The 24645-nt window shown below is 64.1% G+C and carries 17 protein-coding genes; 9 read left to right on the forward strand and 8 right to left on the reverse strand.

Annotation, left to right across the window (positions count from 1 at the left end; genetic code table 11):
- Positions 1 to 38: 38 nt before the first annotated feature.
- The 3 genes from E2F43_RS14770 to E2F43_RS14780 are packed head-to-tail and all read right to left on the reverse strand — an operon-like array spanning position 39 to position 4738.
- Positions 39 to 1196, reverse strand: a complete 1158-nt coding sequence (locus E2F43_RS14770; RefSeq protein ID WP_133213972.1) for an osmoprotectant NAGGN system M42 family peptidase — start codon at positions 1194 to 1196, stop codon at positions 39 to 41.
- Positions 1193 to 2914: an N-acetylglutaminylglutamine synthetase gene (gene ngg, locus E2F43_RS14775; RefSeq protein WP_238946940.1), complete on the reverse strand. Its 1722-nt coding sequence runs from the start codon at positions 2912 to 2914 to the stop codon at positions 1193 to 1195. Before ngg ends, E2F43_RS14770 begins: the two co-directional genes overlap by 4 nt.
- Positions 2915 to 2965: 51 nt before the next feature.
- Positions 2966 to 4738: an N-acetylglutaminylglutamine amidotransferase gene (locus E2F43_RS14780; RefSeq protein ID WP_133213976.1), complete on the reverse strand. Its 1773-nt coding sequence runs from the start codon at positions 4736 to 4738 to the stop codon at positions 2966 to 2968.
- Positions 4739 to 4910: 172 nt separating this feature from the next.
- Here E2F43_RS14780 and E2F43_RS14785 point away from each other — a divergent pair, with 172 nt between their 5' ends.
- The 5 genes from E2F43_RS14785 to E2F43_RS14805 all read left to right on the forward strand — a co-directional run bounded on the left by E2F43_RS14785 (position 4911) and on the right by E2F43_RS14805 (position 10517).
- Positions 4911 to 5387, forward strand: a complete 477-nt coding sequence (locus tag E2F43_RS14785) for a MarR family winged helix-turn-helix transcriptional regulator (protein WP_133213978.1) — start codon at positions 4911 to 4913, stop codon at positions 5385 to 5387.
- A 146-nt stretch (positions 5388 to 5533) separates the two neighbouring features.
- Positions 5534 to 6904, forward strand: a complete 1371-nt coding sequence (locus E2F43_RS14790; RefSeq protein WP_133213980.1) for a GntP family permease — start codon at positions 5534 to 5536, stop codon at positions 6902 to 6904.
- A 99-nt stretch (positions 6905 to 7003) separates the two neighbouring features.
- Complete coding sequence (locus E2F43_RS14795) at positions 7004 to 8164, forward strand: L-lactate dehydrogenase (RefSeq protein WP_133213982.1); 1161 nt, start codon at positions 7004 to 7006, stop codon at positions 8162 to 8164.
- Positions 8161 to 9105 carry a 2-hydroxyacid dehydrogenase gene (locus tag E2F43_RS14800; protein ID WP_133213984.1) on the forward strand — a complete coding sequence of 315 codons (945 nt, stop codon included), beginning with the start codon at positions 8161 to 8163 and terminating at the stop codon, positions 9103 to 9105. Before E2F43_RS14795 ends, E2F43_RS14800 begins: the two co-directional genes overlap by 4 nt.
- A 35-nt stretch (positions 9106 to 9140) precedes the next feature.
- Positions 9141 to 10517, forward strand: coding sequence for an FAD-binding oxidoreductase (locus tag E2F43_RS14805; protein WP_133213986.1), 1377 nt, complete (start codon positions 9141 to 9143; stop codon positions 10515 to 10517).
- 62 nt (positions 10518 to 10579) lie between these two features.
- On the opposite strand, the gene E2F43_RS14810 is transcribed toward E2F43_RS14805, so the two are convergent.
- The 4 genes from E2F43_RS14810 to E2F43_RS14825 form a co-directional block, all read right to left on the reverse strand.
- Positions 10580 to 12073, reverse strand: a complete 1494-nt coding sequence (locus E2F43_RS14810) for a UxaA family hydrolase (protein ID WP_338054595.1) — start codon at positions 12071 to 12073, stop codon at positions 10580 to 10582.
- Positions 12074 to 12163: 90 nt separating this feature from the next.
- A complete protein-coding gene (locus E2F43_RS14815) occupies positions 12164 to 13060 on the reverse strand; it encodes a 3-hydroxyacyl-CoA dehydrogenase (protein WP_133213988.1) in 897 nt (298 codons plus the stop codon).
- A gap of 52 nt (positions 13061 to 13112) precedes the next feature.
- Positions 13113 to 14489: a wax ester/triacylglycerol synthase family O-acyltransferase gene (locus E2F43_RS14820; protein WP_133213990.1), complete on the reverse strand. Its 1377-nt coding sequence runs from the start codon at positions 14487 to 14489 to the stop codon at positions 13113 to 13115.
- Positions 14486 to 15985 (reverse strand): WS/DGAT/MGAT family O-acyltransferase, encoded by a 1500-nt coding sequence (locus E2F43_RS14825; protein ID WP_165954333.1) that lies wholly within the window; start codon positions 15983 to 15985, stop codon positions 14486 to 14488. The genes E2F43_RS14820 and E2F43_RS14825 overlap by 4 nt, the downstream gene beginning before the upstream one ends.
- Before the next feature lie 223 nt (positions 15986 to 16208).
- Here E2F43_RS14825 and E2F43_RS14830 point away from each other — a divergent pair, with 223 nt between their 5' ends.
- The 4 genes from E2F43_RS14830 (at position 16209) to E2F43_RS14845 (ending at position 23773) form a co-directional block, all read left to right on the forward strand.
- Complete coding sequence (locus E2F43_RS14830; RefSeq protein ID WP_133213994.1) at positions 16209 to 17651, forward strand: coniferyl aldehyde dehydrogenase; 1443 nt, start codon at positions 16209 to 16211, stop codon at positions 17649 to 17651.
- 61 nt (positions 17652 to 17712) lie between these two features.
- Positions 17713 to 19464, forward strand: a complete 1752-nt coding sequence (locus E2F43_RS14835; protein ID WP_133213996.1) for a dihydroxy-acid dehydratase — start codon at positions 17713 to 17715, stop codon at positions 19462 to 19464.
- A gap of 51 nt (positions 19465 to 19515) precedes the next feature.
- A complete protein-coding gene (locus E2F43_RS14840) occupies positions 19516 to 21618 on the forward strand; it encodes a PQQ-dependent dehydrogenase, methanol/ethanol family (protein WP_133213998.1) in 2103 nt (700 codons plus the stop codon).
- A 40-nt stretch (positions 21619 to 21658) separates the two neighbouring features.
- Complete coding sequence (locus E2F43_RS14845) at positions 21659 to 23773, forward strand: PQQ-dependent dehydrogenase, methanol/ethanol family (RefSeq protein WP_133214000.1); 2115 nt, start codon at positions 21659 to 21661, stop codon at positions 23771 to 23773.
- A 61-nt stretch (positions 23774 to 23834) separates the two neighbouring features.
- On the opposite strand, the gene E2F43_RS14850 is transcribed toward E2F43_RS14845, so the two are convergent.
- Positions 23835 to 24623 (reverse strand): HpcH/HpaI aldolase family protein, encoded by a 789-nt coding sequence (locus E2F43_RS14850; RefSeq protein ID WP_133214002.1) that lies wholly within the window; start codon positions 24621 to 24623, stop codon positions 23835 to 23837.
- Between the last annotated feature and the right edge of the window lie 22 nt (positions 24624 to 24645).

Genomic DNA, 24645 nt, shown 5'->3' on the forward strand with positions numbered 1-24645 from the left:
CCGGACCCGGGGCACCCGCTTAAACTGCGCGGGACCCCTCAGCCGCCTTCGGCAACGGCTTCCTCCACCGCGCTGTCTTCCCAGTCACCCTGTGCTTCGGGAAAGTCCTGCAGCGGCCCGATGGCGTCGGCATCGCGCTCAAACATCGCGTCCGTCTGCATGTACAGCGTCAACAGGGAAGCAACGGCGGTCACCGAGTCGCGGTGGGTCCGCTCGTAGCCGTGGGAACTGTCCAGGGCAAAGCAGACCAGGGCGGTGCGGATATCGTTGCCCGCCTCCAGCGCCGCCGCGGCGTCACTGCGATAGTGGCGGAAAACGTCGCGGCTGTGTTCGATGCCGAAACTGTCGCACAGCGCTGACAGGCGCCGGGACAGGTAGTAGTCGAACGGGCCGCTCGAATCCTGCATGGCAATGGTCGCGCCGTATTCCGAGGTATTCTGGTCCGGGGCGATGGTGCCGTTATCAACGGCGATCAGCTCGGCGACGTCGCCGTGCAGCACATGGGAGGCTCCCGCCCCGGTCTCCTCGGTGATGGTAAACAGCAGGTGCACGTCCATGGGCAGCTCCGCGTCTTCCTCGACAATGGCCCTGGCCGCTGCCAGCAGTGCGGCAACACCGGCCTTGTCGTCGAGAAAGCGCGAAAACCAGAAGCCGTTGTCCAGCAGTTCAGTCTGCGGGTCCACCGCCACAAAGTCCCCCGGCTGGATCCCCAGCGCCGCCACATCGTCGCCACTGGCCACGACCTCGTCCAGGCGCAGTTCCAGGTTGTCCCAGTGGGCCGGCTGCTGGTCCACCTCTTCGTTGTAGACATGCCCGGAGGCCTTCAGCGGCAGCAGGGTGCCACGAAACTGCTTGCCGTGGTCGGCATACAGGGTGACCCGGGCGCCCTCCGCCGCACGGGCGGGCCAGGTTCCCACGGGAGCAACCGCGGGCCGACCGTTATCCCGCAAGTGGGTGACCATGGCACCCAGCGTATCCAGGTGCGCGACAATAGCCCGATCCGGCGACTTGCGCCTGCCCGGCAGGGTGGCGCGTATGGCGCCACGCCGGGTGAGCTCAAACTCGATGCCCAGCTGTTTTAGCTGGTCACAGCAGAAATGGACTATCTCGTTGGTCATTCCCGTGGGGCTGGGAATGGCCAGCGCCTGTTCCAGGGTCTCACGCAGGTAGTCCTGGTTGATCTTCAGCGCTCTCATGCGTGGGCGTCTCCATTAGCAACGGTGGTGGGGAACAGGAAGTCGATCAGCCGCGCCGCTGTCGGTTGCGGCTCATGGTTAGCCAGCCCGGGACGCTCATTGGCCTCGATGATGTAGTAAAACGAGGACTCCGCGGAACGCACCATCAGGTCCATACCCACCACGGGAATGTCCAGCACCCGGGCCGCCCTCAGAGCCGCGGCCTTCAGCCGGGGATGGAGCTGGTCGGTAACGTCGTGCAGGGTTCCGCCCGTGTGCAGGTTGGCGGTTTTGCGCACCGCCAGTTCCTCGCCCGCCGGAATCACCGAATCCAGGGTAAAGCCGGCGGCGGCGACGCAACGCAGGGTCTCGTCGTCGACCGGGATTCTGCTTTCCCCGTCGGTAGCGGCACTCCGGCGGCGGCTCTGTCGCTCGATCAGTTCTCCCAAGGTATGCCGGCCGGTGCCGATAATCCCGGCGGGCCGGCGGATAGCGGCGGCGACAACCTCGTCGTTGATAACCACAACGCGCAGGTCCAGGCCCTCAATGAATTCCTCGGCAATCACCTTGCCGCCCAGCGCCGTCGCCTCCCGGAAGGCCTCGCGCACCTGCTCTTCAGTTTCCAGGGCAACGGCCACACCCTCGCCCTGCTCACCCTGCGCGGGCTTGATCACAATCGAGCCATAGGTGTGCAGGAATTGAATCGCCTCGTTTTCATCTGCGGGCGCCGCCTGCGCCGGCACACAGAGCCCCGCCTTTTCCAGCAGGCGATGGGTCAGTGCCTTGTCGTCACAACGGGCCACCGCGACCGCGCTGGTGGCGTCGGTCAGGGATTCGCGGCAGTGCACGACCCGCCCGCCCAGCGACAGCCGGAAAATCCCCGACTGCTCATCTTCGATCTCAACGCTGATGCCGCGGCGATAGGCCTCGTCGGTAATGATTTTTGCGTAGGGGTTGAGCTCCACATCCGCCCTTGGGCCGGTGTACAGCGGCTCATTAATGGCATTGCGCACCTTCACGCAATACACCGGTACCTGCTCGAAGCCGAGATCGCTGTACATCTGGATGGCACTGTTGTTGTCATGCATCACCGACAGGTCCATCAGGCTGCGTCCGCGCTGCCCGAAGCGGCTCGCCAGGTCCAGCACCAGCGCGGTGCCAAGGCCGGGAATGGAGCGCTGGGCATCCGCCGCCAGGGCCCACAGGCTGGCCCCGTTGTCGGGGTCGCCAAAGGCGACGCGATGGTCAACGCCCAGTACCGTGCCGACCACCTTGCCGGTGGCTTCGTCCACGGCCACCAGGGCAATCACATCGTTGCGCTGGTTGATGTCGTCCAGAAACGACTCCTCCATGGGAACCATGCCGCGGGCCAGGTAAATACCGTTGGCCTGGCGCAATTCGTCGATGCCCGTCATCGGGCGCACGCTGATGCCCGGCGGCGTGCTCACCGACGGCAGGGCACCCTCCAGGGACAGGCGGTAGGTCAGCGAGGGATCGATAAACAGCTCCTGCGGCGCCTGCGCAATCAGTACCTGCGGGTCGCGAATATAGAGAGCCACGTCGCGGGTCCCGTCGCGCTCGGAGCGCAGTTCTTCCACCAGGTCTTCGGCAGAGTCGAAGGTCTGGCCGAACAGCAGTCGCCCCCAACCGAGATTGACAATGGCGTCGCGGGAATCACCGCTGAACACCTGGGCCGGGGGGCCCCAGCTTTTCAGTGAAACCATTTCCTCGGTGCGCATACTCTTCACCTCTCCTTCTTCTGTGTCATCATCTGATTGCATGCTGCCAGTCTATAGTCCGTTGGACTGCAGCCAGGTTTCCAGCAGCGCGACCTGCCAGAGCTTGGAGCCGTTGAGCGGCGTGATGTGGTCTTCCGGTGCGGCCAGCAGCGTCTCTACATAGTCGCGGTTGAACAGGCCCCGGTTGAGGGCCCGGGTCGAGTTCATCGTGTCCTGCACGTAATCGAACACCCGGCCGCGGATATAGGTCAGCTCCGGCACCGGAAAATAACCCTTGGGCCGGTCAATGACCTGCGCCGGAATGACCTCGCGGGCGGCCTCCTTGAGAATGTGCTTGCCACCGCTGCCCACCTTCAGCTGCGCCGGGATGGCGGCGGCGAATTCAACCACCTCGTGATCCAGGAACGGCACCCGGGCTTCCAGGCCGAAGGCCATGGTCATGTTGTCGACCCGCTTGACCGGGTCCTCCACCAGCATGGTGGTGGTATCCAGGTGCAGCGCCTTGTCGACGGGGGTACGGCCATCGCCGGAGGAAAACCGGCTGCCCACGAACATCCGCGCGAAGTCCTCGGTGACCCAGCGCGCATCTACCGCACGCTTGAAGCCGTCGAAGTCACGGTCGGCGAAGGCAGTCATATAGTCCGCGACCGCGTCCTCGCTTTCCATCATCGGCGGGTACCAGTGATAGCCGCCGAACACCTCATCGGCACCCTGCCCTGACTGCACGACTTTCAGGTGCCTGGAGACCTCCTGCGACAGCAGGAAGAAGCCCACGTTGTCGTGGCTGACCATGGGTTCTGACATGGCAGCGATGGCACCGGGGAGGCTGTCAAGCAGGGTATCGGTGGAGATCTCCAACTGGTGGTGGCGGGTGCCGAAGGTCTCTGCCACCAGGTCGGAATAGCGAAATTCGTTGCCCTCGGTATCACCGACCGACTCGAAGCCGACCGAAAAGGTGTTGAGCGCCTCCTGGCCCTGTTCTGCCAGCAGGCCGACGATAAGGCTGGAGTCGAGGCCGCCGGACAACAGCACCCCCACCGGTACGTCGGCCACCATGCGCCGCTTGACCGCTCGCCGCAGGGTTGCCAGCAACTCCGCCTTGATGTCGTCGAATGCCGCCGGCATCTCGGTGCCGCCGTAGCCCACGCGCACGTTCCAGTAATTCCAGCTTTGCTGACGCCCGTCCGGGTAGTAGCTGCGCACGGTGCCGGGAGGCAACTTCGACACACCCTGCAAAATGGTATTGGGCGCCGGCACGACCGAGTGGAAACTCATGTAACAGTTGAGGGCTATCGGGTCAATTTCGGTATCGATACCGCCGGCCTGCAGCAGGGCGGGAAGCGTCGAGGCGAAGGCCAGCCGCTCACTGGTTTCAGACACATAGAGGGGCTTGATACCGAGGCGATCCCGGGCCAGTACCAGGCGACCCGTATGGCGATCGTAGGCGGCAAAGGCAAACATGCCGTTGAAGCGCTCGACACATTCGATGCCCCAGGCGTGGAGCGCCTTCTGCACCACCTCGGTGTCACTGTGGGAAAAGAACTCATAGCCCAGGCCGATCAACTCCTCGCGCAGCTCGCGGTAATTGTAAATACAGCCGTTAAACACCAGGTCCACGCCCAGGACCGGGTCGCTCATGGGCTGCTGGGCCTGGTCGGTTAAATCGATAATCTGCAGGCGGCGATGGGCCATACCGACCGCATCACGGGTCAATACACCGCCGGAATCGGGGCCACGGGGCTCCAGTTCCCGTGCCATGCGGCCCAGGGCGGCGGCGTCAGCGACCGTGCCGTCAAATGAGCGAATACCCGCGATTCCACACATAAATGCTGTTTCCTGTCGTCACCAAGAGAAAGGGCGCCTGATAACCACATTGCTGCGGCGGCAGCGCCCATGGGAAAAATACTAACACCCCTAATGTTTAGATGTCAAAATATTACTGTTCTAATGAGTAGCCCGGCGCTATACTGCCGCGACTGTTCGAGGGAGGCGATCAATGGAGCAACTACCCCTGTGGCACGAGGTCCTGGTTGAGCTGCGCCGGATCATTCGCGCTACCGACCTGCAGTCCCGACGCGTGGTCAAGGCCTGCGGCCTGACCATCCCCCAGGTCATGGTGCTGCGCGCCATCGCCGACCTCGGCGACGTCACGGTGCGACGCCTGGCCGACCATGTCTCACTCAGCCAGGCAACGGTCACCACGATCCTCAACCGGCTGGAATCACGGGACCTGGTAATCCGGGTCCGCAGTGCCAGCGACAAGCGGGTGGTCAATGCCAGGCTCACTGACGCCGGCAGGGACATCCTGGCCAGTGCGCCCACCCTGCTGCACGAGAAGTTCATCGAGCGCTTCAACGGACTGGCAGAGGGGGACCAGTCCAGCATACTCGCGGCCATCCGCAGCGTTGCGGAAATGATGGACGCCGAGAAGATTGACGCTTCCCCGCTACTCGACGTCAACCAGCCCGGCTGAAGGGCGCAAAGCGACCCCTCTTTTTTCACCTGCCTTGCCAAACTGTCACCTTGTCGACACACTACCGTGCCATCAGGCGCTACACTGATATTCCTGAATACTAATTAATGGCAGGCCCCCGGCCGGCCGGATAATGGAGCGAGACTATGGCGTATGCGGGACTGCTGGGCAGCGTTGCCCTGTTAATCTGGCTGGCATTGCGCGGCGTCAATATCGTGTTTGCCTCGCTGCTGTGCTCGCTGCTGGTGGTCTTGACCAACGGCCTGCCGCTGGCCGAAGGCATGACCGAGTATTACGCATTCGGGCCGCTGGGCGCGTTCACCTTCACCGGCAAGTTTTTCCTGCTGTTTATCGCTGGCGCCATCTTCGGCCGGGTCATGGGCGAAAGCCATGCGGCGGCCAGTATCGCCCTGTCGCTGGTGCGCAAGCTGGGTGCCCACCGGGCCCTGTGGATCACCACGCTGGCCTGTGGACTGCTGACCTACGGCGGCGTGGTGGTGTTCGTGGTGATATTCGCCATGTACCCGCTGGGGCTGAAGCTGCTGCAGGAAGCGGATATTCCCAAGCGGCTGTTCTGCGCCGCCCTGGCTCTGGGCTCCGGCACGTTCACCCTCACCGCCCTGCCCGGGACACCGTCGATCCACAACGTGATCGCCGCCTCGGCACTGGGGACCGACCTGTTCGCCGGTTTCTGGCTGGGCCTGCTGGGCGGCGGCCTCATGTTCGCCAGCGGTATCTGGTACCTGGAGCGCCAGCGCGTGATTGCCGCCGAGCGCGGCGAGCACTTCACCGCCGGCCCCCGGGATCGCATCACTGATATCGAGGACAGTGCCTACCCCCACTGGGCTGTCGCCTGTCTGCCCCTGGCGCTGGTGCTGCTGACGATTATCCTGCCGCGGGTCATCATCCTGGCCCTGCCTGCGGGCAGTATCGACAGCGGGGATGGCATCATGGCGCTGCTGCGCTTTGCCAACAGCCAGCCTATCGTGTGGCCCAGCATCGCCCTGGTCGCCGGCTCCCTGCTGGCGGCACTGCTGTTTCCCTTTGTCCGCAGCCACGCCCTGCACGTGATGGGCGATGGCGCCGAGGATGCCATCCTGCCGGTAATCAATACCGCCGCGGTGATCGGCTTCGGCGGCGTGGTCACCCACACTGCCGGTTTTTCCCAGTTCACATCCATCATGCTCGACTCCGGCCTGCCGCCCCTGCTTTCCACGTTTACTTCCGTGAGCCTGGTCTCGGCCATTACCGGCTCCGCCTCCGGTGGCCTGCAGATTTTCATGCAGACCATGGCGCCGGCCTACATTGAGATGGGTATGGATCCGCAGGTGTTGCACCGCGTGTCTACCATGGCCAGTGGTGGCTTCGACTCGCTGCCCCACTGTGGAGCCATTGTCGCCATGCTGACCATTACCGGACTCAGCCACCGCGAAGCCTACCGGGACGTGGGCGTCATCACCGTGGTCATTCCGGTACTGTCGACGCTGGCGGTCATGCTGGTGGCGTCGCTGGTATGACAACTGTCGCCAGGGCGACAGTGTTTCCCCGCGGTCCGTGCCAGACTGGCGCCAGACAGTGACAGCTGCGGCGATCCGCACAGCAAAGAGGAGACAGCCATGAGTATTTACGACGTCGTACCCGTTACCGTGGGCGACTATCGCCGCCGCGCCCGGCGGCGCCTGCCGCGTTTCCTGTTCGACTACCTGGACGGCGCAGCCAATGACGAGGTCACCGCCGCCGCCAACGAAAGTGATTTTGGCCGCTACCACCTGCTGCAGCGAGTTTTGCGCGACGTGGAAGGGGTCAATACCGCCAGTACGCTGGCCGGACAGGCGGTCAACATGCCCCTGGCGCTGGCCCCGGTGGGAATGGCCGGCATGTATGCCCGCCGCGGCGAGGTCCAGGGCGCCCGCGCCGCGCGGCGGGCCGGCATCCCCTTCAGTCTTTCCACTCTCGGCATCTGCACCGTGGAGGAGGTCGCCGCCACCGGCCGGGCGCCCTGGTTCCAGCTCTATATGCTGCGAGATCGCGACATTGTCGAACAACTGCTCGCACGGGCGGCGGCAGCGGGTTGCGACACCCTGCTGTTCACGGTGGACCTGCCGATGGCCGGCATGCGCCTGCGCGACTATCGCAACGGCATGCTCGGCGGCGGCATTCCCGGCAAGCTCTCCTACCTCGCGCAACTGGCCGCCAGCCCGGTCTGGGCGGTGGATGTGGGTCTGCGCGGCAAGCCCCACTGTATTGGCAACCTGCGGGAGGTGGTGCCGGACCCCGACGACCTGGACGCCTACAAGGCCTTTATCGATACCCAGTTCGACCCCACCGTCACCTGGGAGGATATCGCCTGGCTGCGCGGAATATGGAAGGGCAAGCTGTTCATCAAGGGTGTGCTGGAAGTGGACGACGCCCGGGCGGCGGTGGACACCGGGGCAGACGGGGTGGTGGTATCCAACCACGGCGGTCGCCAGCTCGATGGTGTGGCGTCCAGTATCAGCAAACTGGGCGCGATCAGCGCCGCCCTGGGAGCGCAGACCGAGATTCTGCTGGACGGCGGCATCCGCAGCGGGATCGACCTGGCCAAGGCGCTGGCGCTGGGCGCCAACGGCGTGCTGATGGGCCGACCCTGGGTGTACGCTGTCGCCGCCGGCGGTGAAGACGCCGTGGCGAACCTGCTCGACCTGTTCCAGCGCGAACTGCTGGTCGCCATGGCGCTGCTGGGTATCCGCAGCATCGACGAATTCAGCCCCGAACTGATAGAGGAGTTAGTGAAATGACTGCGAACAAGCCGGTTATCGTGCTCTCGCGGCAGCTGCCGCCCATGTTCACCGAGGCGCTGGAAAACTTTGCCGAGGTGCGCAGCGGAGGGACCGATCCCTCTGCTGATATCCTCGAGGGCGCCTCCATCTACCTGGCCGCCGGCGTCGATCCGGTGCCCGCCGACCTCATCCGCCGGTTTCCGGACAGTCTGGGGCTGATCGCCAATATCGCGACCGGTACCGACAATATCGACCTGGCCGCAGCCACCGACAGGGGCATTGCGGTGACCAACACGCCGGTGGTGACGGAAGACACCGCCGACCTCACCTTCGCCCTGTTGCTGGCAACCTGCCGCCGGCTCAGCTTCTGCGAAAGCCGGCTGCGCGCCGATGAGTGGGCGCTGGGCGCCGGCCATATGGGCCTGCGGGTCCACGGCAAGACCCTGGGCATCATCGGCCTCGGCGACATCGGCCAGGCGGTGGCCCGACGGGCACAGGGCTTTAACATGAACATTCTCTATTACGGACCGCGACGCAAGGAAGAGGCGGAGGCAAGGCTTGGCGCCGAGTATTGCCCGACCCTGCAGGAACTGCTGGCGCGCGCGGACATCATCAGCCTCAACTGCCCCCTGACCGATGACAATCGACACCTGATCAACCGCGATACGCTGGCGCAGACAAAGCCCGGCGCGGTGCTGATCAATACCGGGCGGGGCCCGCTGGTGGATGAGCAGGCGCTGGTCGACGCGCTGGCCGCCGGCCACCTGGGTGGCGCCGGTCTGGACGTGTTCGAATTCGAACCGCAGGTCCACCGGGAGCTGCTAAGCTTCGACAACGTGACCCTGCTGCCGCACATCGGCAGCGCAACGGGCGAGTGCCGGGCGGATATGGCGCGCCGCGCACTGGCCAATATCCAACAGTTCCTGAGCGAGGGGGAGCCCCGCGATCGCTGCAATTAACGGCGACCCGACCGACAGAGAGACGGACCAGGCAAATGAGCAACCAGGAAGCGCTGATTGAGCAACTCAGAAACATCGTAGGCGACAAGGGCCTGTTGACCGGGGACGATGTCAGCAGCCGGCCCAACGAGAGCTGGGGCAGGGGCAGCTGTCCCGCCCGGGCCATCGTGCGCCCGGCCAGCACTGAGGAACTGTCTGCTGTCATGAAACTCTGTCACGCACAGGGCCAGACCGTGGTGCCCTGGGGCGGCCTCACCGGCCTGGTCGATGCCATTACCTGCCGTGAGGAGGATGTCGTCATCTCCCTGGAACGGATGAATACCATCGAGCATATCGACGCCGAGGCGGGCGTAATGACGGTACAGGCCGGCGTTGTTCTGCAGCCCGTGCATGAGGCCGCCAATGATGCCGGCTGGCAATTCGCCGTCGACTTCGGCGCGCGCGGTAGCGCCCAGATAGGCGGCATGATCGGCACCAACGCCGGCGGCAACAGCGTGGTGCGCTACGGCATGATGCGCGAGCAGGTGCTTGGCCTGGAAGTGGTAATGGCGGACGGCACGGTGATCTCCTCCATGAACGAAATGCTCAAGAACAACACCGGTTACGACCTCAAGCAACTATTCATCGGCAGCGAAGGCACTCTGGGCATTGTCACCCGGGCCGTGTTGCGGCTGCGGCCGCAGGCGCGCTCGGTGCAGACCGCGTTCGTTGCCCTGGACAGCTTCGCTGACGTGGCCGGGCTGTTGCGGCGCCTGGGCGTCGAACTGGAAGGCAAGCTCAGCGCCTTCGAAGTCATGTGGCGCAACTTCTATCATTTCATGACCGAGGAGTCCGGCAAGCACCAGGCTGTGCTGCCGACAAATCACCCCTACTACGTGCTGCTGGAGTCCGAGGGCGCAGACCCGGTGCGGGAGGAAGAGCAGTTCATGGCAGTACTGGGCACGCTGATGGAAGAGGGACACGTGGCCGATGCGGTCATTTGCCAATCGAGCCAGCAGGCGGCGCAGCTGTGGGCAATGCGTGACGACGTGGAAACCCTGATACACGCCACGTTTCCGCCGGCGATATTCGATATCAGCCTGCCCATTCGCGAGATGGAATCCTATGTCGATGACCTGGCCAGTACGCTGGCGGAGCGTTACCCCGGCACCCGCATGGTGACCTTCGGTCACCTGGGCGATGGCAATATCCATCTCGGCATCGGCCCGGTGGAAGACAAGCACGCCATCGAGTCCCTGGTTTACGAACGCCTGGGCCAGGTGGGCGGCTCGGTGTCAGCGGAGCACGGTATCGGCCTGGAAAAGCGCGAATTCCTGCCCCACTCCCGCTCCCCCGAAGAGCTGGCGGTGATGCGCACCCTCAAGCAATCCCTGGATCCGGGCAATCTCCTCAACCCCGGGAAAATTTTCTGACAGCGGGCCGGGATCACGCTGATCCAGGCCCGGGCTATCGACCGCGCGCCAGCGCCGCGACCTTACAGCATCACCCCCATGTCCCAGGGGCAAAACTCCTCCTCACCGTAACCCATGGCCTCACTCCGGGAGCGTTCACCGGATGCCACGGCAATAATGCGCTCAAAAATGCGCTCACCCACCGCTTCCACCGATTCGGTCCCGTCGAGAATGGTGCCGGCATTGATATCCATGTCATCGGGCATGCGCTCGTACAGGCTGGTGCTGCCCGCCAGCTTGATCGATGGCGCCGGCTTGCAGCCAAAGGCGGAACCCCGGTCGGTGGTGAACACCATCAGGTTGGCGCCGCCGGCAACCTGGGCCGTGGCCCCAACCGGGTCGAAGGCGGGAGCGTCCATGAACACCAGCCCCTTGCCCGCTTCCACCTGCTCGGCGTACTGGTAGACCTCGTTCAGGTTGGTGGTACCACCCTTGGCGATGGAGCCCAGCGACTTTTCGATAATCGTGGTCAGGCCGCCGGCCTTGTTGCCCGGTGAGGGATTGTTGTTGATGACCATGTTGTTCCTGGCGGTAAATTCCTCCCACCACTGGATACGGTCCACCAGTTTGCGGCCCACCTCCTCGCTGGCGGCGCGCGCCGTCAGCAGGTGCTCGGCACCGTAGCACTCGGTGGTTTCAGACAGTATCGCGGTGCCCCCCTGCCGGACCAGCAGGTCCACAGCGTGGCCCAGCGCCGGGTTGCAGCTGATACCGGAGATGCCTGAGGAACCGCCGCACTGCATGGCAAGCTTGAGCTCGGACAGTGGCACTGGTTCGCGCTGCACCGAATTCACCTCGGGCAGCAGCCCATCGATACGCGCAATCACTTTATCCACCAGCTTGCGGGTACCGCCCTCGGACTGAATGGAGAAGGAGTCACCCGGCGCGCCGCCGAGCACATCACCGAGGTTGGTGATTTCACAGCCGAGGCCGACCACGATGACATGGGCGATATTGGGGTGGCGGGCATAGCCCGCCAGCGCGCTCTTGAGGGCATTGATGCCGGGCAGGGGGTGATCGAGGCCGCAGCCGCTTTTGTGCGTGAGTGCCAGCACCCCGTCGACGTTGGGGAATTGATCCAGCCCGTTGCGGTAATGATCGCCGATCATCTTTGCCGCCGTCGCCGAGCAATTCACGCTCGAGATCACGGCGATATAGTTGCGGGTCGCCACCCGACCGTCCGGGCGGCGTATGCCCATGAAGGTACGCGGCCGGGAAGCCGGCACCGTCGGTTTGGCGTCCTGGCAGAATGCGTAGTCCAGCTCCACCTGGCCCATTGCCAGGTTGTGCGAGTGTACGTGTTCACCGGGCTGGATGTCTTCGGCGGCGAAGCCAATCACCTGGTTATAGCGGTGCACGGGAGCGCCCCGGGCAATGGCTCGACGGGCCACCTTGTGGCTGGCGGGTATGTCCGCGCTGGTCCTGACGCCGTCGGTCAATTCGGAACCGGCCGGAATATCTTCGCGCGCTATCAACACATCGTCGTTAGCGTGAAGTTCGATATAGGGGTTGATCAAGATGATGTCCTCTCAAGTATGGAAGCAGATGTCGTGTGACGCTGGATTTTGCAACAGTGTCGGGTTTTTGTGTCGATGGCAGTGTACACCTCAGCGAAGAAACCCGGGGCTGGCGTAGGCAGGATCCGGATAAGTATAGTAGCCGGCGCCGCTTTTTACCCCCAGTTTACCCTTGTCGATAAAGTGTGCCTTTACGTAGTCCGCGTCCTTGCGCTGCTGGGCGTCACCGCTGGCCTGCGCCAGGTTGGACAGCACCGAGTGCACGGTACCGAGCCCGATCATGTCCATGAGACCAAAGGGCCCCATTGGCATGCCGGTGGAAATCATCCAGGTCTTGTCCACGTCGCCCACGCTCGCGACCTCATTGGTGACCAGCGACTGTGCCGCCAGTGCCCAGGGAATCAGTAGGGAATTGATCACATAGCCCGGCTGTTCCTTGTTTATTCTGATCGGCACCAGGTCGATCGCCCGGGCGAAGTCAGTAGTGACGGCAATGGTTTCCTCTGAGGTCCCGGAGTGTCCCATCAGTTCGGCGATGGGTGCATCCCACAACCCGACCACGAAGTGCAGGGACATGAAACGCTCCGGCCTGACTACGCTGTCCGCCAGCTGGCTGGGAAGGAATGTTGAAGTATTGGTGGTGATAATCGACGACTGCGGCAGATACTCGCACAACTGTTGATACAATGGCTGCTTGACCGCGAGGTCCTCAAGCACGGATTCGTTGACCAGATCGGCTCCTTCACAGGCGCTGGGCAAATCCGTGGAGTAGCTGAGCCGGTCAAGGGCGGCGTCGGTTTCCTTTGCGGACACTCCCCTGACCTGCTGAAAATGCTCCGCGAAGGATTGGTGCGCTTGCCGGCAGACCTCCAGTGAGGGCGAACGGTGATTGTAGACGACGGTTTCGAATCCGTGCATCGCACACTGGAAACTGATCTGCTGGCCCATAGTGCCGGCGCCGACAATCAGCACTTTGTTGATGTTCATATCTGGCTTTACTCCGTTAGTTTACCGGGTGATCTGATACGACCGCTGCCGCTCAGTCTGCGCCCGGCAGTTCCTCGCGGAACTCCTCGTAGACTTCGTCGATGCACAGCTTCAGATCGTTGAGGTGCGGCATGGCCCGGCGCCCCGCCACCAGGCCGAAGAACAGTTCACCGTCGTAACTGTACACCGTGACGTTCAGCGCGCTCATGGGGGCAATCCCGGAGACCGGGTAGGTCTCCAGCATTCTGGCACCGCCGAAATAACGGGTTTCCCGCGGACCCGGCACATTCGAGATGATCAGGTTGAAGGGGGGCGGCAAAATACCTTCCAGGTGCAGCCCGCTGCCAAGGGCCGCCAGGCCCGCCGCGCCCAGGCTGTAGGCCTGGGAAGCAACGGCGGGAATGTCCGCATACATCTCCTTGCCGCTGCGCATGGATGCACTGATCGCTGCCAGGCGCTCGCCCGGCGTCTGCTCGGGATCGCCCAGCTTGACCTGGATACTGGTTACCAGATTCCCCTCCTCTTCACTGTCCGGCGGGCGCAGGTTCACCGGTACCAGCGCCACCAGCGGCTGGGCGGGAGTTTGTCCCTGCTCGGACAGGAAGCGCCGCAGGGCGGCGTCGCAGATCGCCAGCACCACGTCATTGAGGGTGGCCCCCGAGGATTTGCCCATGGCCTTCAGTTCCGCCAGGGGAAAATGGGTAAAGGCGAGGTTGCGCGAAGCAGTCGGCGGCGCGGTCAGGGCGGTGCTCGGACTGGACAGGGGCAGCGCAATGCGACGATCACCCTGCAGGAAGCGCCGTCGCACAAGCTTGCCGGTCAGTTGCCCGAGACCGAGCCCCAGGTCCCGGGCCGTTGCCAGCAGGTTGACCGGCGCCTGCAGCGCGTCCAACCCGGTGCGCGCAGTGCGATTGGCACGCACCCGGGGGCGCTGCCAGATCGGGCGCATGTCCTTGCCGGATGCGCTGACCGTGGTGGACTGTGACATCCACTTGGAAAAGGTCGCCCCATCGCAAATCGCATGGTGAATCTTGATGTAAAAGGCAAAGCGCCGGTTCTGCAGACCCTCGATCAGGTGGAACTCCCACAGGGGCCGGTCGCGATCCATCAGGTTGGCATGCAGGCGCGCCAGCAGGCTGCGCAGTTGCTCGTCGGTGCCGGGCCTGGGCAGGACCGTGTGGCGAATATGGAAATCGGGATCGAAGTCCTCGTCCACCACCAGTTCCGGGAGCCCGCCAAGGCGCGGACGTAATTTTTCGTTGAACGGTGACCCCGGGGGGCGCTGGCGCAACTCCTCCATCAGGCCGTGCAACCAGGCGCTGCCCTTGCCCTTGGGCAGTTCGTAAATCTGCAGGCCGGCAACGTGGGCCGGGAGCTCGGGGGACTCCAGCCCCAGGAACATCGCATCCAGCAGCGTCAGTCGGTTCATGTCCCGGCCCTCCCCCGTTTCGCCACCCGCTTGCCGGCCTTGCGCCCGCCAGCTCGGTGAGCCCCGGGGCTGCCGGCGAGCTTCGCTGCGGCTGCCTCCCTGATCTCCGCAAACGCCGCTTCCAGGCACGCCCGGTAGAAGGCCGGGTCGGGCATCATCTTGCGGTCGGACAGTGGTGCGATAACCAGGTCGCCGTCGTAGCTGGTGACCGCGTGACTGATTCCCATGTCGTCCCCGATCACCGCCAGGCCGGTAAACATGACCAGCCGCGCGCCGCAGAAATACAGCGGCTGCTGTGGCCCCGGCACATTGGTGACCACCATGTTGTGACTGGCGCGATAGGCGCGACCGGGGCCCCGCGAGGCGGCCACGGCCCTGCCTGCAAGCACCAGGGTGGGAGCGGGCACCTGCTCCTGGATTTCCATCAGCTCGCGGGCGCTGATCGCGTTCACGCTTTTCAGCTCCTCCATACTTTTCTGGACCCGCTGGAGGCGCTTGAGGGGGTCGCGCTCCAGGGTGCTGAGGCTGGTTCGACTGAGGTGAATCTTGTTGCCCGCCCCGCCACTCTCCCCCCGGGAACGTACGCTCACCGGCACCATGGCGGTCATCGGCAGATCGGGGGTTTCGTGCTTGCTGTCGAGGTAGCGCGTCATCGCGCCACCACAGACGGCCAGCACCACATCGTTGATCGTCGCCCCCGGCACCGCCTTTCTGACAGCCCTGAATTCCTCCAGGTCAAAGCGCGCCGCCTCCCACACCCGGTGGGGCGAGATGGGCTCGTTGAATCGCGTCAGCGGTGCTTTGGTCACCTCGCCTGCCGGGTACTGTTTGCGGGAAGAGCCGATCTCCAGCGCGGCACTGCCCAGCTTTGCGGTCAATGACCGGCCGGTACGCAGGCCCCGGCGCAGGTTGTTGACACCGGCGCGGCTCAACAGCTCGGCGGCACGGGGGGGCCGCTCCGGGCGCCAGCGCCGCTGTCGCCGCTCCCGCTCGGGGTAGGGCTCCGTGTCGTGGATCGCCATGGTCAGTTCGGCCGCGGCGACCCCGTCCAGCGCCACGTGGTGAACCTTGGTCATGATGGCGAAGGCCCCCGGGGGGAGAAAGTCGACATTGTCCAAGCCCTCAATCACATACATCTCCCACACCGGCCGCGACATATCCAGGGGCCGGGAATGGAGCCGCGACACCTGGATACACAACTGGCGCCAGTCCCCGGGCTTGGGCAGGGCGATGTGCCGCACGTGGAATTCCAGATCGAAATCCGGGTCGTTGATCCAGTAGGGATAGTCGAGGTTCAGCGGCACCTGGACCAGTTTCTGGCGGAAAATGGGCGATGCGCTGAGCCGCTTCTCGACCTGCTGGAGAATGGTCTTGAAACGCAGGGGGCCGCCCCGCACCGAGGACTGGTCGTAGATATTGAGCATCGAGATGTGCTGGTGCCGGCTCTCGCGGTCCGTATACAGGAAAAAGGCGTCACCGCCTGTGGTCTGTCGCATGCTGTTATTCTCCCGGCCACCGGGCCTGGTCATCGCAGGCGAGCTATAGTGCACTGACTGGCGCCGGGCATCTGTCAACTAGTTGACTATCACGGTTATTCGGTCAACTGTCGCCTCCATGACAATCTTTTGCCGCTGATCCGGTTACATTGCTCACCACAGTCCCCCTCCAGGACGGCAATTTAAGACACCGGCCGCAGCGCCCCAACAAGAGGTCAAGGCAATGAACCAGCCGCTCACAACAGAACAACAACGCATTCCCGCTGAATTCCAGGACGTATTTGACGAACAGCAGGCCTATTACCGGGCCCATCGCAACCCCGGTTACCAGGAGCGCGTGGCCGACCTCAAGGCCCTGCACCGGATGCTGGTGGAAAACCGGGAAGCCCTCATCGAGGCAGTCAACAGTGACTACGGCTGCCGGTCCCGCTTCGAAACCATTTTTTCCGAGCTGCTGATCAACCAGGACGGGATTCTCGACGCCATCAAACAGCTGAAAAAGTGGATGAAGCCGCAGAAGCGCCATCTCGATGCCACCCAGTATCCCCTGGCGAAGGCCAGGGTCATCGCCCAGCCGCTGGGCGTCGTGGGTATCGTGGTACCCTGGAACTTTCCCATCTCCATGGCTTTCTCCCCGCTGACCGGCATCTTTGCCGCCGGCAACACCGCCATGATCAAGATGTCCGAGAACTCCAACGCCCTGGCGAAGCTGTTCAGGGAACTGGCGCCGAAGTATTTCCCCCGCGGCAAGCTCGCCTTCTTCGAGGACGGCAACGGCCGCGGCCCGGCGTTCACCTCGCTGCCCTTCGACCACCTGTTCTTTACCGGCTCCCCGGCCACCGGCAGGTCGGTGATGGCTAATTGTGCCCGCCACCTGACCCCGGTCACCCTGGAACTGGGGGGTAAGTCACCCACGGTTATTGCCCCCGATTTCAACTTCACCAAGGCGGTGGAGCGGATCATGTGGGTCAAGATGTTCAACGCCGGCCAGATCTGCACCAACGTCGACTACCTGTTCCTGCCCGAGGGCAGGGAACAGGCCTTTGTCGACGAGGCCAGGCGTATCTGCAACGCGCGCTACCCGGACATCAACAACGGCGACTACACGGCTGTCATCGACCAGCGCTCATACGACCGCCTGCAGGCGACCCTGGAGGATGCCCGCGCCAAGGGTGCGCGCATCATCAACCTGTTCGAGGAACAGCAGCCCGACGCCGAGCGCCGCATCTTCCCGCCGCACATCGTGCTCGACGTCAACGACGACATGGAGATCATGCAGCGTGAGGTGTTCGGCCCGCTGTTGCCGGTCATGACCTACCGCGATCGCGAGGCAGTCGTCGATTATATTGACAGCCATCCCCACCCGCTGGCGTTCTATGTTTACAGCAACGACAAGTCACTGGTTAACTGGTACATCGACAACACCATGTCCGGCGGGGTCACTGTCAACGACGGCCTGCTGCACGCCGCCCAGCACGACCTGCCCTTCGGCGGCGTCGGCAACAGCGGCATGGGCCACTACCACGGCTATGAGGGTTTCAGCGCCTTTTCCAAGCTGCGCCCGGTATTCCAGCAGGGCCCGTTGCGCAGCGTCGATATGCTCATGCCCCCCTACGCGGGCAAGGCAAACTGGATCCTCAACTTCATGCTGAAGATGAAGAGCTAAGGGATACAGGCGACCACGATATGAACGTGTCACCCGGCAGTACCAATCAGAGGTAAGCAACATGTCAGAACAAAACAACCGCAAGCGTCCACCCTATCGCTCCAACGTGATGAAGGCGGGCCCGGTAAAAGCCGCCGCCCGCGCCATGCTGCGCGGTCTGGGCCTGGACGACGAGGACATCGCCCAGCCCTTTGTCGGCGTGGTGTCCAGCCACGGCGAGATGAGTGCCTGTAACATGCGCCTCAATGAAGTGTCGGAACAGGCCCGCTGGGGCATCTACCGGGGGGGCGGCACGCCGCGGGAGTTCAATACCATCTCGGTATCAGACGCCCTGGTCAACGGCCACACCGGCATGCACTTCTCATTGATGTCACGGGAGGTGATCGCCGACAGCATCGAGCTGGTGGTACGTGCCCACCAGTACGACGGCCTGATGTGTATCGGCGCCTGTGACAAGAATTTTCCCGGGATGATGATGGCGCTCACCCGCCTCAACGTGCCCGGTGCCTTCCTCAACGGGGGCCCCGCCCTGCCCGGTCGCTTCCGCGACCAGCCGGTGGACATCAAGACCGTGGCGGAGTACACCGGCAAGCTGATCGCCAAACAGTCCGACGAGGAGGAGCTGGAAGCGGTGTCGCGGGCGGCATGGCCCGCCTCCGGCTGCTGCGCCGGCCAGTTCACCGCCAATACCATGGGTATGGTGGCCGAGGTGCTGGGGTTCGCCCCCCTGGGTTCGAGCACCATTCCCTCGGTACATTCCCAGCGCCGCGCCATGGCGCGCAAGGCCGGCCGCCAGCTGATGGTGGCCGTGGAGGCCAACTACCCGCTGCCGCGGGACCTGGTGACCCGGGAGAGCCTGGAGAATGCCTGTGCGGCGGTATCCGCCACCGGCGGCTCCACCAACGCCGTGCTGCATATCCCGGCGATTGCCAACGAAGCCGGTATCGACTTCGACGTGGACGATGTGGCCGCCGTCTTCGCCCGCACCCCGCTGATTACCCACCTGAGCCCGTCGGGGCCCTACCTGTATTCCGACCTCCACGAAGTCGGTGGCGTCCCGGTGGTGCTGAAACAGCTGCTCCAGGGCGGCTACCTGCACGGCGACTGCCCCACCCTGGACGGCCGCAGCCTGGCAGAGGCCCTGGCAGATGCCCCGGACGCGGACGGCAAGGTGGTGATGCCGGTCACCCGGCCGCGGACCGCAGGCGGCGGCCTGGCCGTGCTCAAGGGCAACCTGGCACCGGACGGTGCGGTGATCAAGACCGCGGGGCTGGAGCGCACCACCTTCAGCGGCCCGGCCCGGGTGTTCGAATCCGAGGAGGTGTGCCTGCAAAGCGTACTGGCGGACGACATCAACGAGGGTGAAGCCATCATCATCCGCAACGAGGGTCCGGTCGGCGGGCCGGGCATGCGCGAAATGGTCACGGTGACCGCACTGTTGTACGGCATGGGCAAGGGCGAGAGCGTGGCGCTGATTACCGATGGCCGCTTTTCCGGCGCCTCCCGCGGTTTCAGCGTGGGTTATGTCACCCCGGAAGCCGCACTGGGCGGCCCGCTGGCGCTGGTCGAGGATGGCGACGTCATCCATATCGACCTGCAGGCCAATACCATGACGCTGGACGTTGACGATGAGACCCTGGCGGCACGCCAGGCGGTCTACGAACGCGGTGATCCCAGTGGCAAGGCCTACATGACACAGTCGGGCTACGCCCAGAAATATGTCGCCAGCGTGGGCCCCGCCACCCGGGGCGCGGTGACTCACGCCGGCAATGTGCACTGGCCCAACGAGGCGGAGTCGGGCAAGTCTGACTAAAATTTCCCGCTGAGGGACATGGACAATAATGAGAGACGGAGCAAGTACACCATGAATAAACGACTTCAAAGCTGGGCCACCGCGGCCCTGCTGGCCGGCACCCTTGCCGCACCGCTCACCGCGGCCGAACCGGCATCACCCCCGGCTGCCCCGGACAGCGAGTGGCGCCTGCACGGCAACGATGTGGGCGAGCAGCGCCACTCCACCCTGCGCCAGATCAACAGCGACAACGTCGACAAGCTGGGCCTGGCCTGGTCCTTCGACATGTACACCCGCCGCGGGGTCGAGGCCACCCCGCTGATGGTCGACGGCACCCTGTATGTCTCCGGCAGCTGGTCCATGGTGTATGCCCTGGACGCCAGAACCGGCGCGCTGAAATGGTTCTACAACCCGGAGGTGGACCGGGCCTTCCTCGCCAAGGGCTGTTGCGACGCGGTCAACCGCGGCGTCGCCTATGCTGACGGCAGGGTATACGTGGGCACCTATGACGGCCGCCTGGTAGCCCTCGACGCCGGCGACGGCAGCGTGCTCTGGGACGTCCAGACCACAGATCGTGAAAAGTCCTACACCATCACCGGCGCACCGCGAATCGCCGGCGATCTGGTGGTCATCGGCAATGGCGGGGCCGAACTGGGCGTACGCGGCTATGTCACTGCCTACGAACTGGAGACCGGCAAGCAGGCCTGGCGCTTCTACACCGTGCCCGGCAATCCCGCCGATGGCTTCGAGTCACCGGCGCTGGAGAAAGTCGCCGACACCTGGACCGGGGAGTGGTGGCAATGGGGCGGCGGCGGCACCGTATGGGATGCGATGGTGTACGATCCCGAGCTGGGGCTGCTATACATCGGGGTGGGTAACGGCTCGCCCTGGAACCACAAATTGCGCAGCCCCGGAGGCGGGGACAACCTGTTCCTGACCTCGATCGTGGCGGTCAAGGCGGCCACCGGCGACTACGTCTGGCACTACCAGACCACCCCCGGGGAGACCTGGGATTACACCGCCACCCAGCACATGATCCTCGCCGACCTGGAGCTGGACGGCAAGCCGCGCAAGGTCCTGATGCAGGCCCCGAAAAACGGTTTCTTTTACGTGCTTGACCGGGTCAGCGGTGAACTGCTGGCGGCGGATCCTTACGCGATTACCACCTGGGCGAGCCATGTCGACCTGGAGACCGGCCGCCCGGTAGAGACCCCGGACGCCCGCCTGTTCGATGGAGAAAACGTCAGCCTGCCGAGCAACGCAGGGGCGCATAACTGGCACCCGATGTCGTACCACCCGGGCACTGGCCTGGTTTACATCCCCGCCATGCAGATACCGATCAAGTACCTGGAACCCAGCAACGAGCGCGACCGCAAGCCCGGGCAGGGCTACTGGAACGTGGGCTTTGATCGCATTGCCAATGTGCCGCCGAATCTACCCAACCTGAATGAAGTGCTGGACGAGACCTATAAGGGCCGCCTGCTGGCCTGGGATCCCCTCAAGGGCGAGCTGCGCTGGGCCAGCGATTGGGGTCGTGTAGGTGGCGGCGGGGTGCTCAGTACAGCCGGCAACCTGGTATTCCAGGGTAGCGGCGAGGCGCAACTACTCGCTTACGACGCCACCAGCGGCGAGGTGCTCTGGTCCCACGACACCCAGACGCTGGCCATGGCGGCGCCCATCACCTACGCCATCGATGGCGAGCAGTACCTGGCCGTGGCGGTGGGATTCGGCGGGGGAGCCGCCGCCGAGGCCGGCCCTATACTGCACCACCGACAGATTCCCAACCTGTCCCGGGTACTGGTCTATAAGCTGGGTGGCAAAGCCACCCTCCCGCCAGTCCCGGAGCGGGATCGCGAGTTGCCGAAGCCGGCGCCGGTGACCGCCTCGGTGGAGACCCTCGAGCACGGCAAGGTCATCTACCAGCGCCACTGCAGTTACTGTCACGGGGATGGCATGCGCACCGGCGGCTTGACCCCGGACCTGCGCTATTCCGGCCCCGCCGTACACGAACAGTGGCAGGAAATCGTGCGCGAGGGATTACTGGCCGCCCGGGGGATGATCAGTTTCGCCCCCTATGTGGACCAGGCCAGCGCCGAGGCAATCCGCCAGTACGTGCTGCTGGAGGCGAACCGTCTGTACCAGCGACAGCAGGAGGCCCGAGACAACACGCCCTGACCCGGGTGACAAGACAACCGAGATCATTGGGAAAGAGACGATGAATTACAGAATTTTCCTCGGCACGGCAATCCTGACCATGCTGTCGAGCGCGTCACTGGCAGCGCCGGGCACTGGCGTGCGAATCGCGGCCGCAGACAAGGAGCCCGGGAACTGGCTGGCCCATGGACGCAACTATGGCGAGGAGCGTTATTCGCCCCTGGACCAGGTCAACGACGACAACGTCGACAAACTGGGCCTGGCCTGGAACTTCAAGTACCCCCTGGACCGGGTGGTGGAGGCCACGCCCATCGTGGTCGACGGTGTCCTGTATACCACCGGAGCCTACAGCATGGTGTTCGCCCTGGATGCGAAGACCGGCGAGCCACTCTGGGAGTACGACCCCAAGGTCTGGCGCGGTTACCAGGGCCGGGGTTGCTGTGACGCGGCCAACCGCGGCGTTGCGGTGTGGAACGGCAAGGTCTACCTGGGGGTTTATGACGGTCGCCTGGAAGCGCTGGACGCCAGCACCGGCGAGCTGCAGTGGTCGGTCAACACCCTGATAGACGCGGAGCGCAATTATACGATTTCCGGCGCGCCGCGGGTGGTGAACGGCAAGGTCATCATCGGCAACGGCGGCGCCGAATTCGGCGTACGCGGCTACATCACCGCCTACGACGCCGAGACCGGAAAGCAGGCCTGGCGCTTCTTTACCGTCCCCGGCGACCCGGCAAAGGGCGACGAGACCGAGACCATCACCATGATCCGCAAGACCTGGCACGGTGACCAGTACTGGAAACAGGGCGGCGGCGGTACGGTGTGGGACCACATGGCCTACGACCCCGAGCTGAACCTGCTGTACATCGGGGTGGGCAACGGCTCTTTCTGGAACTACGGGCTGCGCTCCGAAGGCAAGGGGGATAACCTGTTCGTCTCCTCCATCGTTGCCATCAACCCGGACACCGGCGACTATGTCTGGCACTACCAGACCACACCGGGCGACGCCTGGGACTATACCGCCACCCAGCACATTATCGTGGCCACGCTGCCCATAGACGGCAAGCCGCGCCGGGTGGTGATGCAGGCCCCCAAAAACGGTTTCTTCTATGTCCTCGATGCCGCCAGCGGCAAATTCATCTCCGCCGGCAAGTTCGGTGAGGTGACCTGGGCCAAGGGCATCGACCCCGAGACCGGCCGTCCCATCGTGGACCGGGAGGTCGCGGATTACTGGACCAACAACGAGCCCAAGACGGTCTTTCCCGGCTCCCAGGGCGCCCACAACTGGCCCCCCATGAGTTTCAACCGCGATACCGGCCTGGTGTATATCCCGCAGCAGGTGACCATGGAGTACTATGCGCCGCTGGAAAGCCCCGACGCGGTGCAGACCGGCGTACCCAACCTCGGCCTGGAAATCCCGGTGGTGCCGGAAACGCTGGACGCCATCGATGAACTGGCACAGGTCTACCGGGGCAACCTGGTGGCCTGGGATCCGGTGCGCCAGGAAGTGCGCTGGAAGCAACCCTACGAGCATATCCACAACAGCGGCACCCTGAGCACCGCCGGTAACCTGGTCTTCCAGGGCACCGCCGACGGGCGGGTGATGGCCTACGCCGCTGACGATGGCGAGAGACTGTGGCAGCAACCGGTGTCCAGCGGCGTGGTGGCCGGACCGATCACCTATGCGGTGGATGACGAGCAGTACGTGGCCTTCAACGTGGGCTGGGGCGGCGCTTTCCCCATTACCTTCGGCATGCTGGCCTACCGCGCCGGGGTCGTACCCGATTCCCGCCTGTATGTGTTCAAGCTGGGGGGCAAGGCCCCCCTGCCGCCGGTGCAACGGCGCGAGATCCAGCCCCCCTCACCCCCACCCGTGACCGCGGATGCAGAGACGCTCGCCGAAGGCGCGGACCTCTACAACCGTCACTGCGGTGTGTGCCATGGTCTCTCGGCCCTGAGCTCCAATATCATCCCCGACCTGCGCTACCTGGCGCCGGAGAAACACGCGGAGTTCCTGCCCATTGTCTACGGCATCCGCTCCCACAAGGGCATGCCGCCCTTTGGCAATATCCTGGAGCAGGACAAGGTAGAAGTAATTCACCAGTACATTATCAAGCGCAGCCACGACTGGCGCGAGGAACTGCAAGAGCGCAGCGTAAAGGCGGAAGGGAACAATTAGGTTCGGCGTGGGCGCCGCTGAGGGCGGCTGCCCACACCTGGATTATTACCGCTGGCTTGGGTCAATACCCACCCCGGGCGGCAGCTTCGTCGGGGTTCTCGCCACGGGCGATCGCCAGCCCGCGGCTGACGCCGGAGCGGAAGAAGCTGATATCGGTACCGGCAGAGGCGAAGTGGAAGCCATTGCGCAGTGATTCGTGCGCCATTTCGGCTGAGTAGCCGAACATCCCCACGACGCGTTCATGCTTCTGGCACGCGGCAATGATGGCAGCGATCGCTTCCTTGAAGCGTGGGTTGCCAAAATCCCCCGGGGCGATACCCAGGCCATAACACAGGTCCATGGGTCCCACGAACAAACCATCCACGCCCTCGACCGCGGCGATCTCCTCGACATTCTCCAGCCCTTCCTCGGTCTCTATCATCGGCAGGCAGGCGATCTGCGCATTGGCGTGGGCGAGGTACTCGATACCGGAAACCATCGCCGGCCGCATGGGGCCGCAGGAACGCTGCCCCTGGGGCGGGTAATAACAGGCGGCAGCGGCTTGCCGGGCTTCCTCGGCCGAATTGACCATGGGCACGATGACACCCTCGGCACCCACGTCCAGCACCTTGCCGATCTGGTCAGGCGTATTGGCGGCAACCCGGACCAGCGGCGTGACCGGCTGGCCGCAGATTGCCGGCAGCAGGCGGGTGAGGTCGCTATAGTCCATCAGGCCGTGTTGCAGGTCGAAGCACAGCCAGTCCACCCCGGTGCGGGCCAGGGTTTCGGCCAGGTGAATATCAGGCAGGTTAATCCAGATGCCAAGCGAGGGCTTGCCTTCGCGCCAGTGCTGCAGTGCGGTATTGATCATAGTAATTCTCCTGGTGAGGTAT

The sequence above is a fragment of the Seongchinamella unica genome (assembly GCF_004354085.1).
Taxonomy (GTDB): Bacteria; Pseudomonadota; Gammaproteobacteria; order Pseudomonadales; family Halieaceae; genus Halioglobus; species Halioglobus unicus.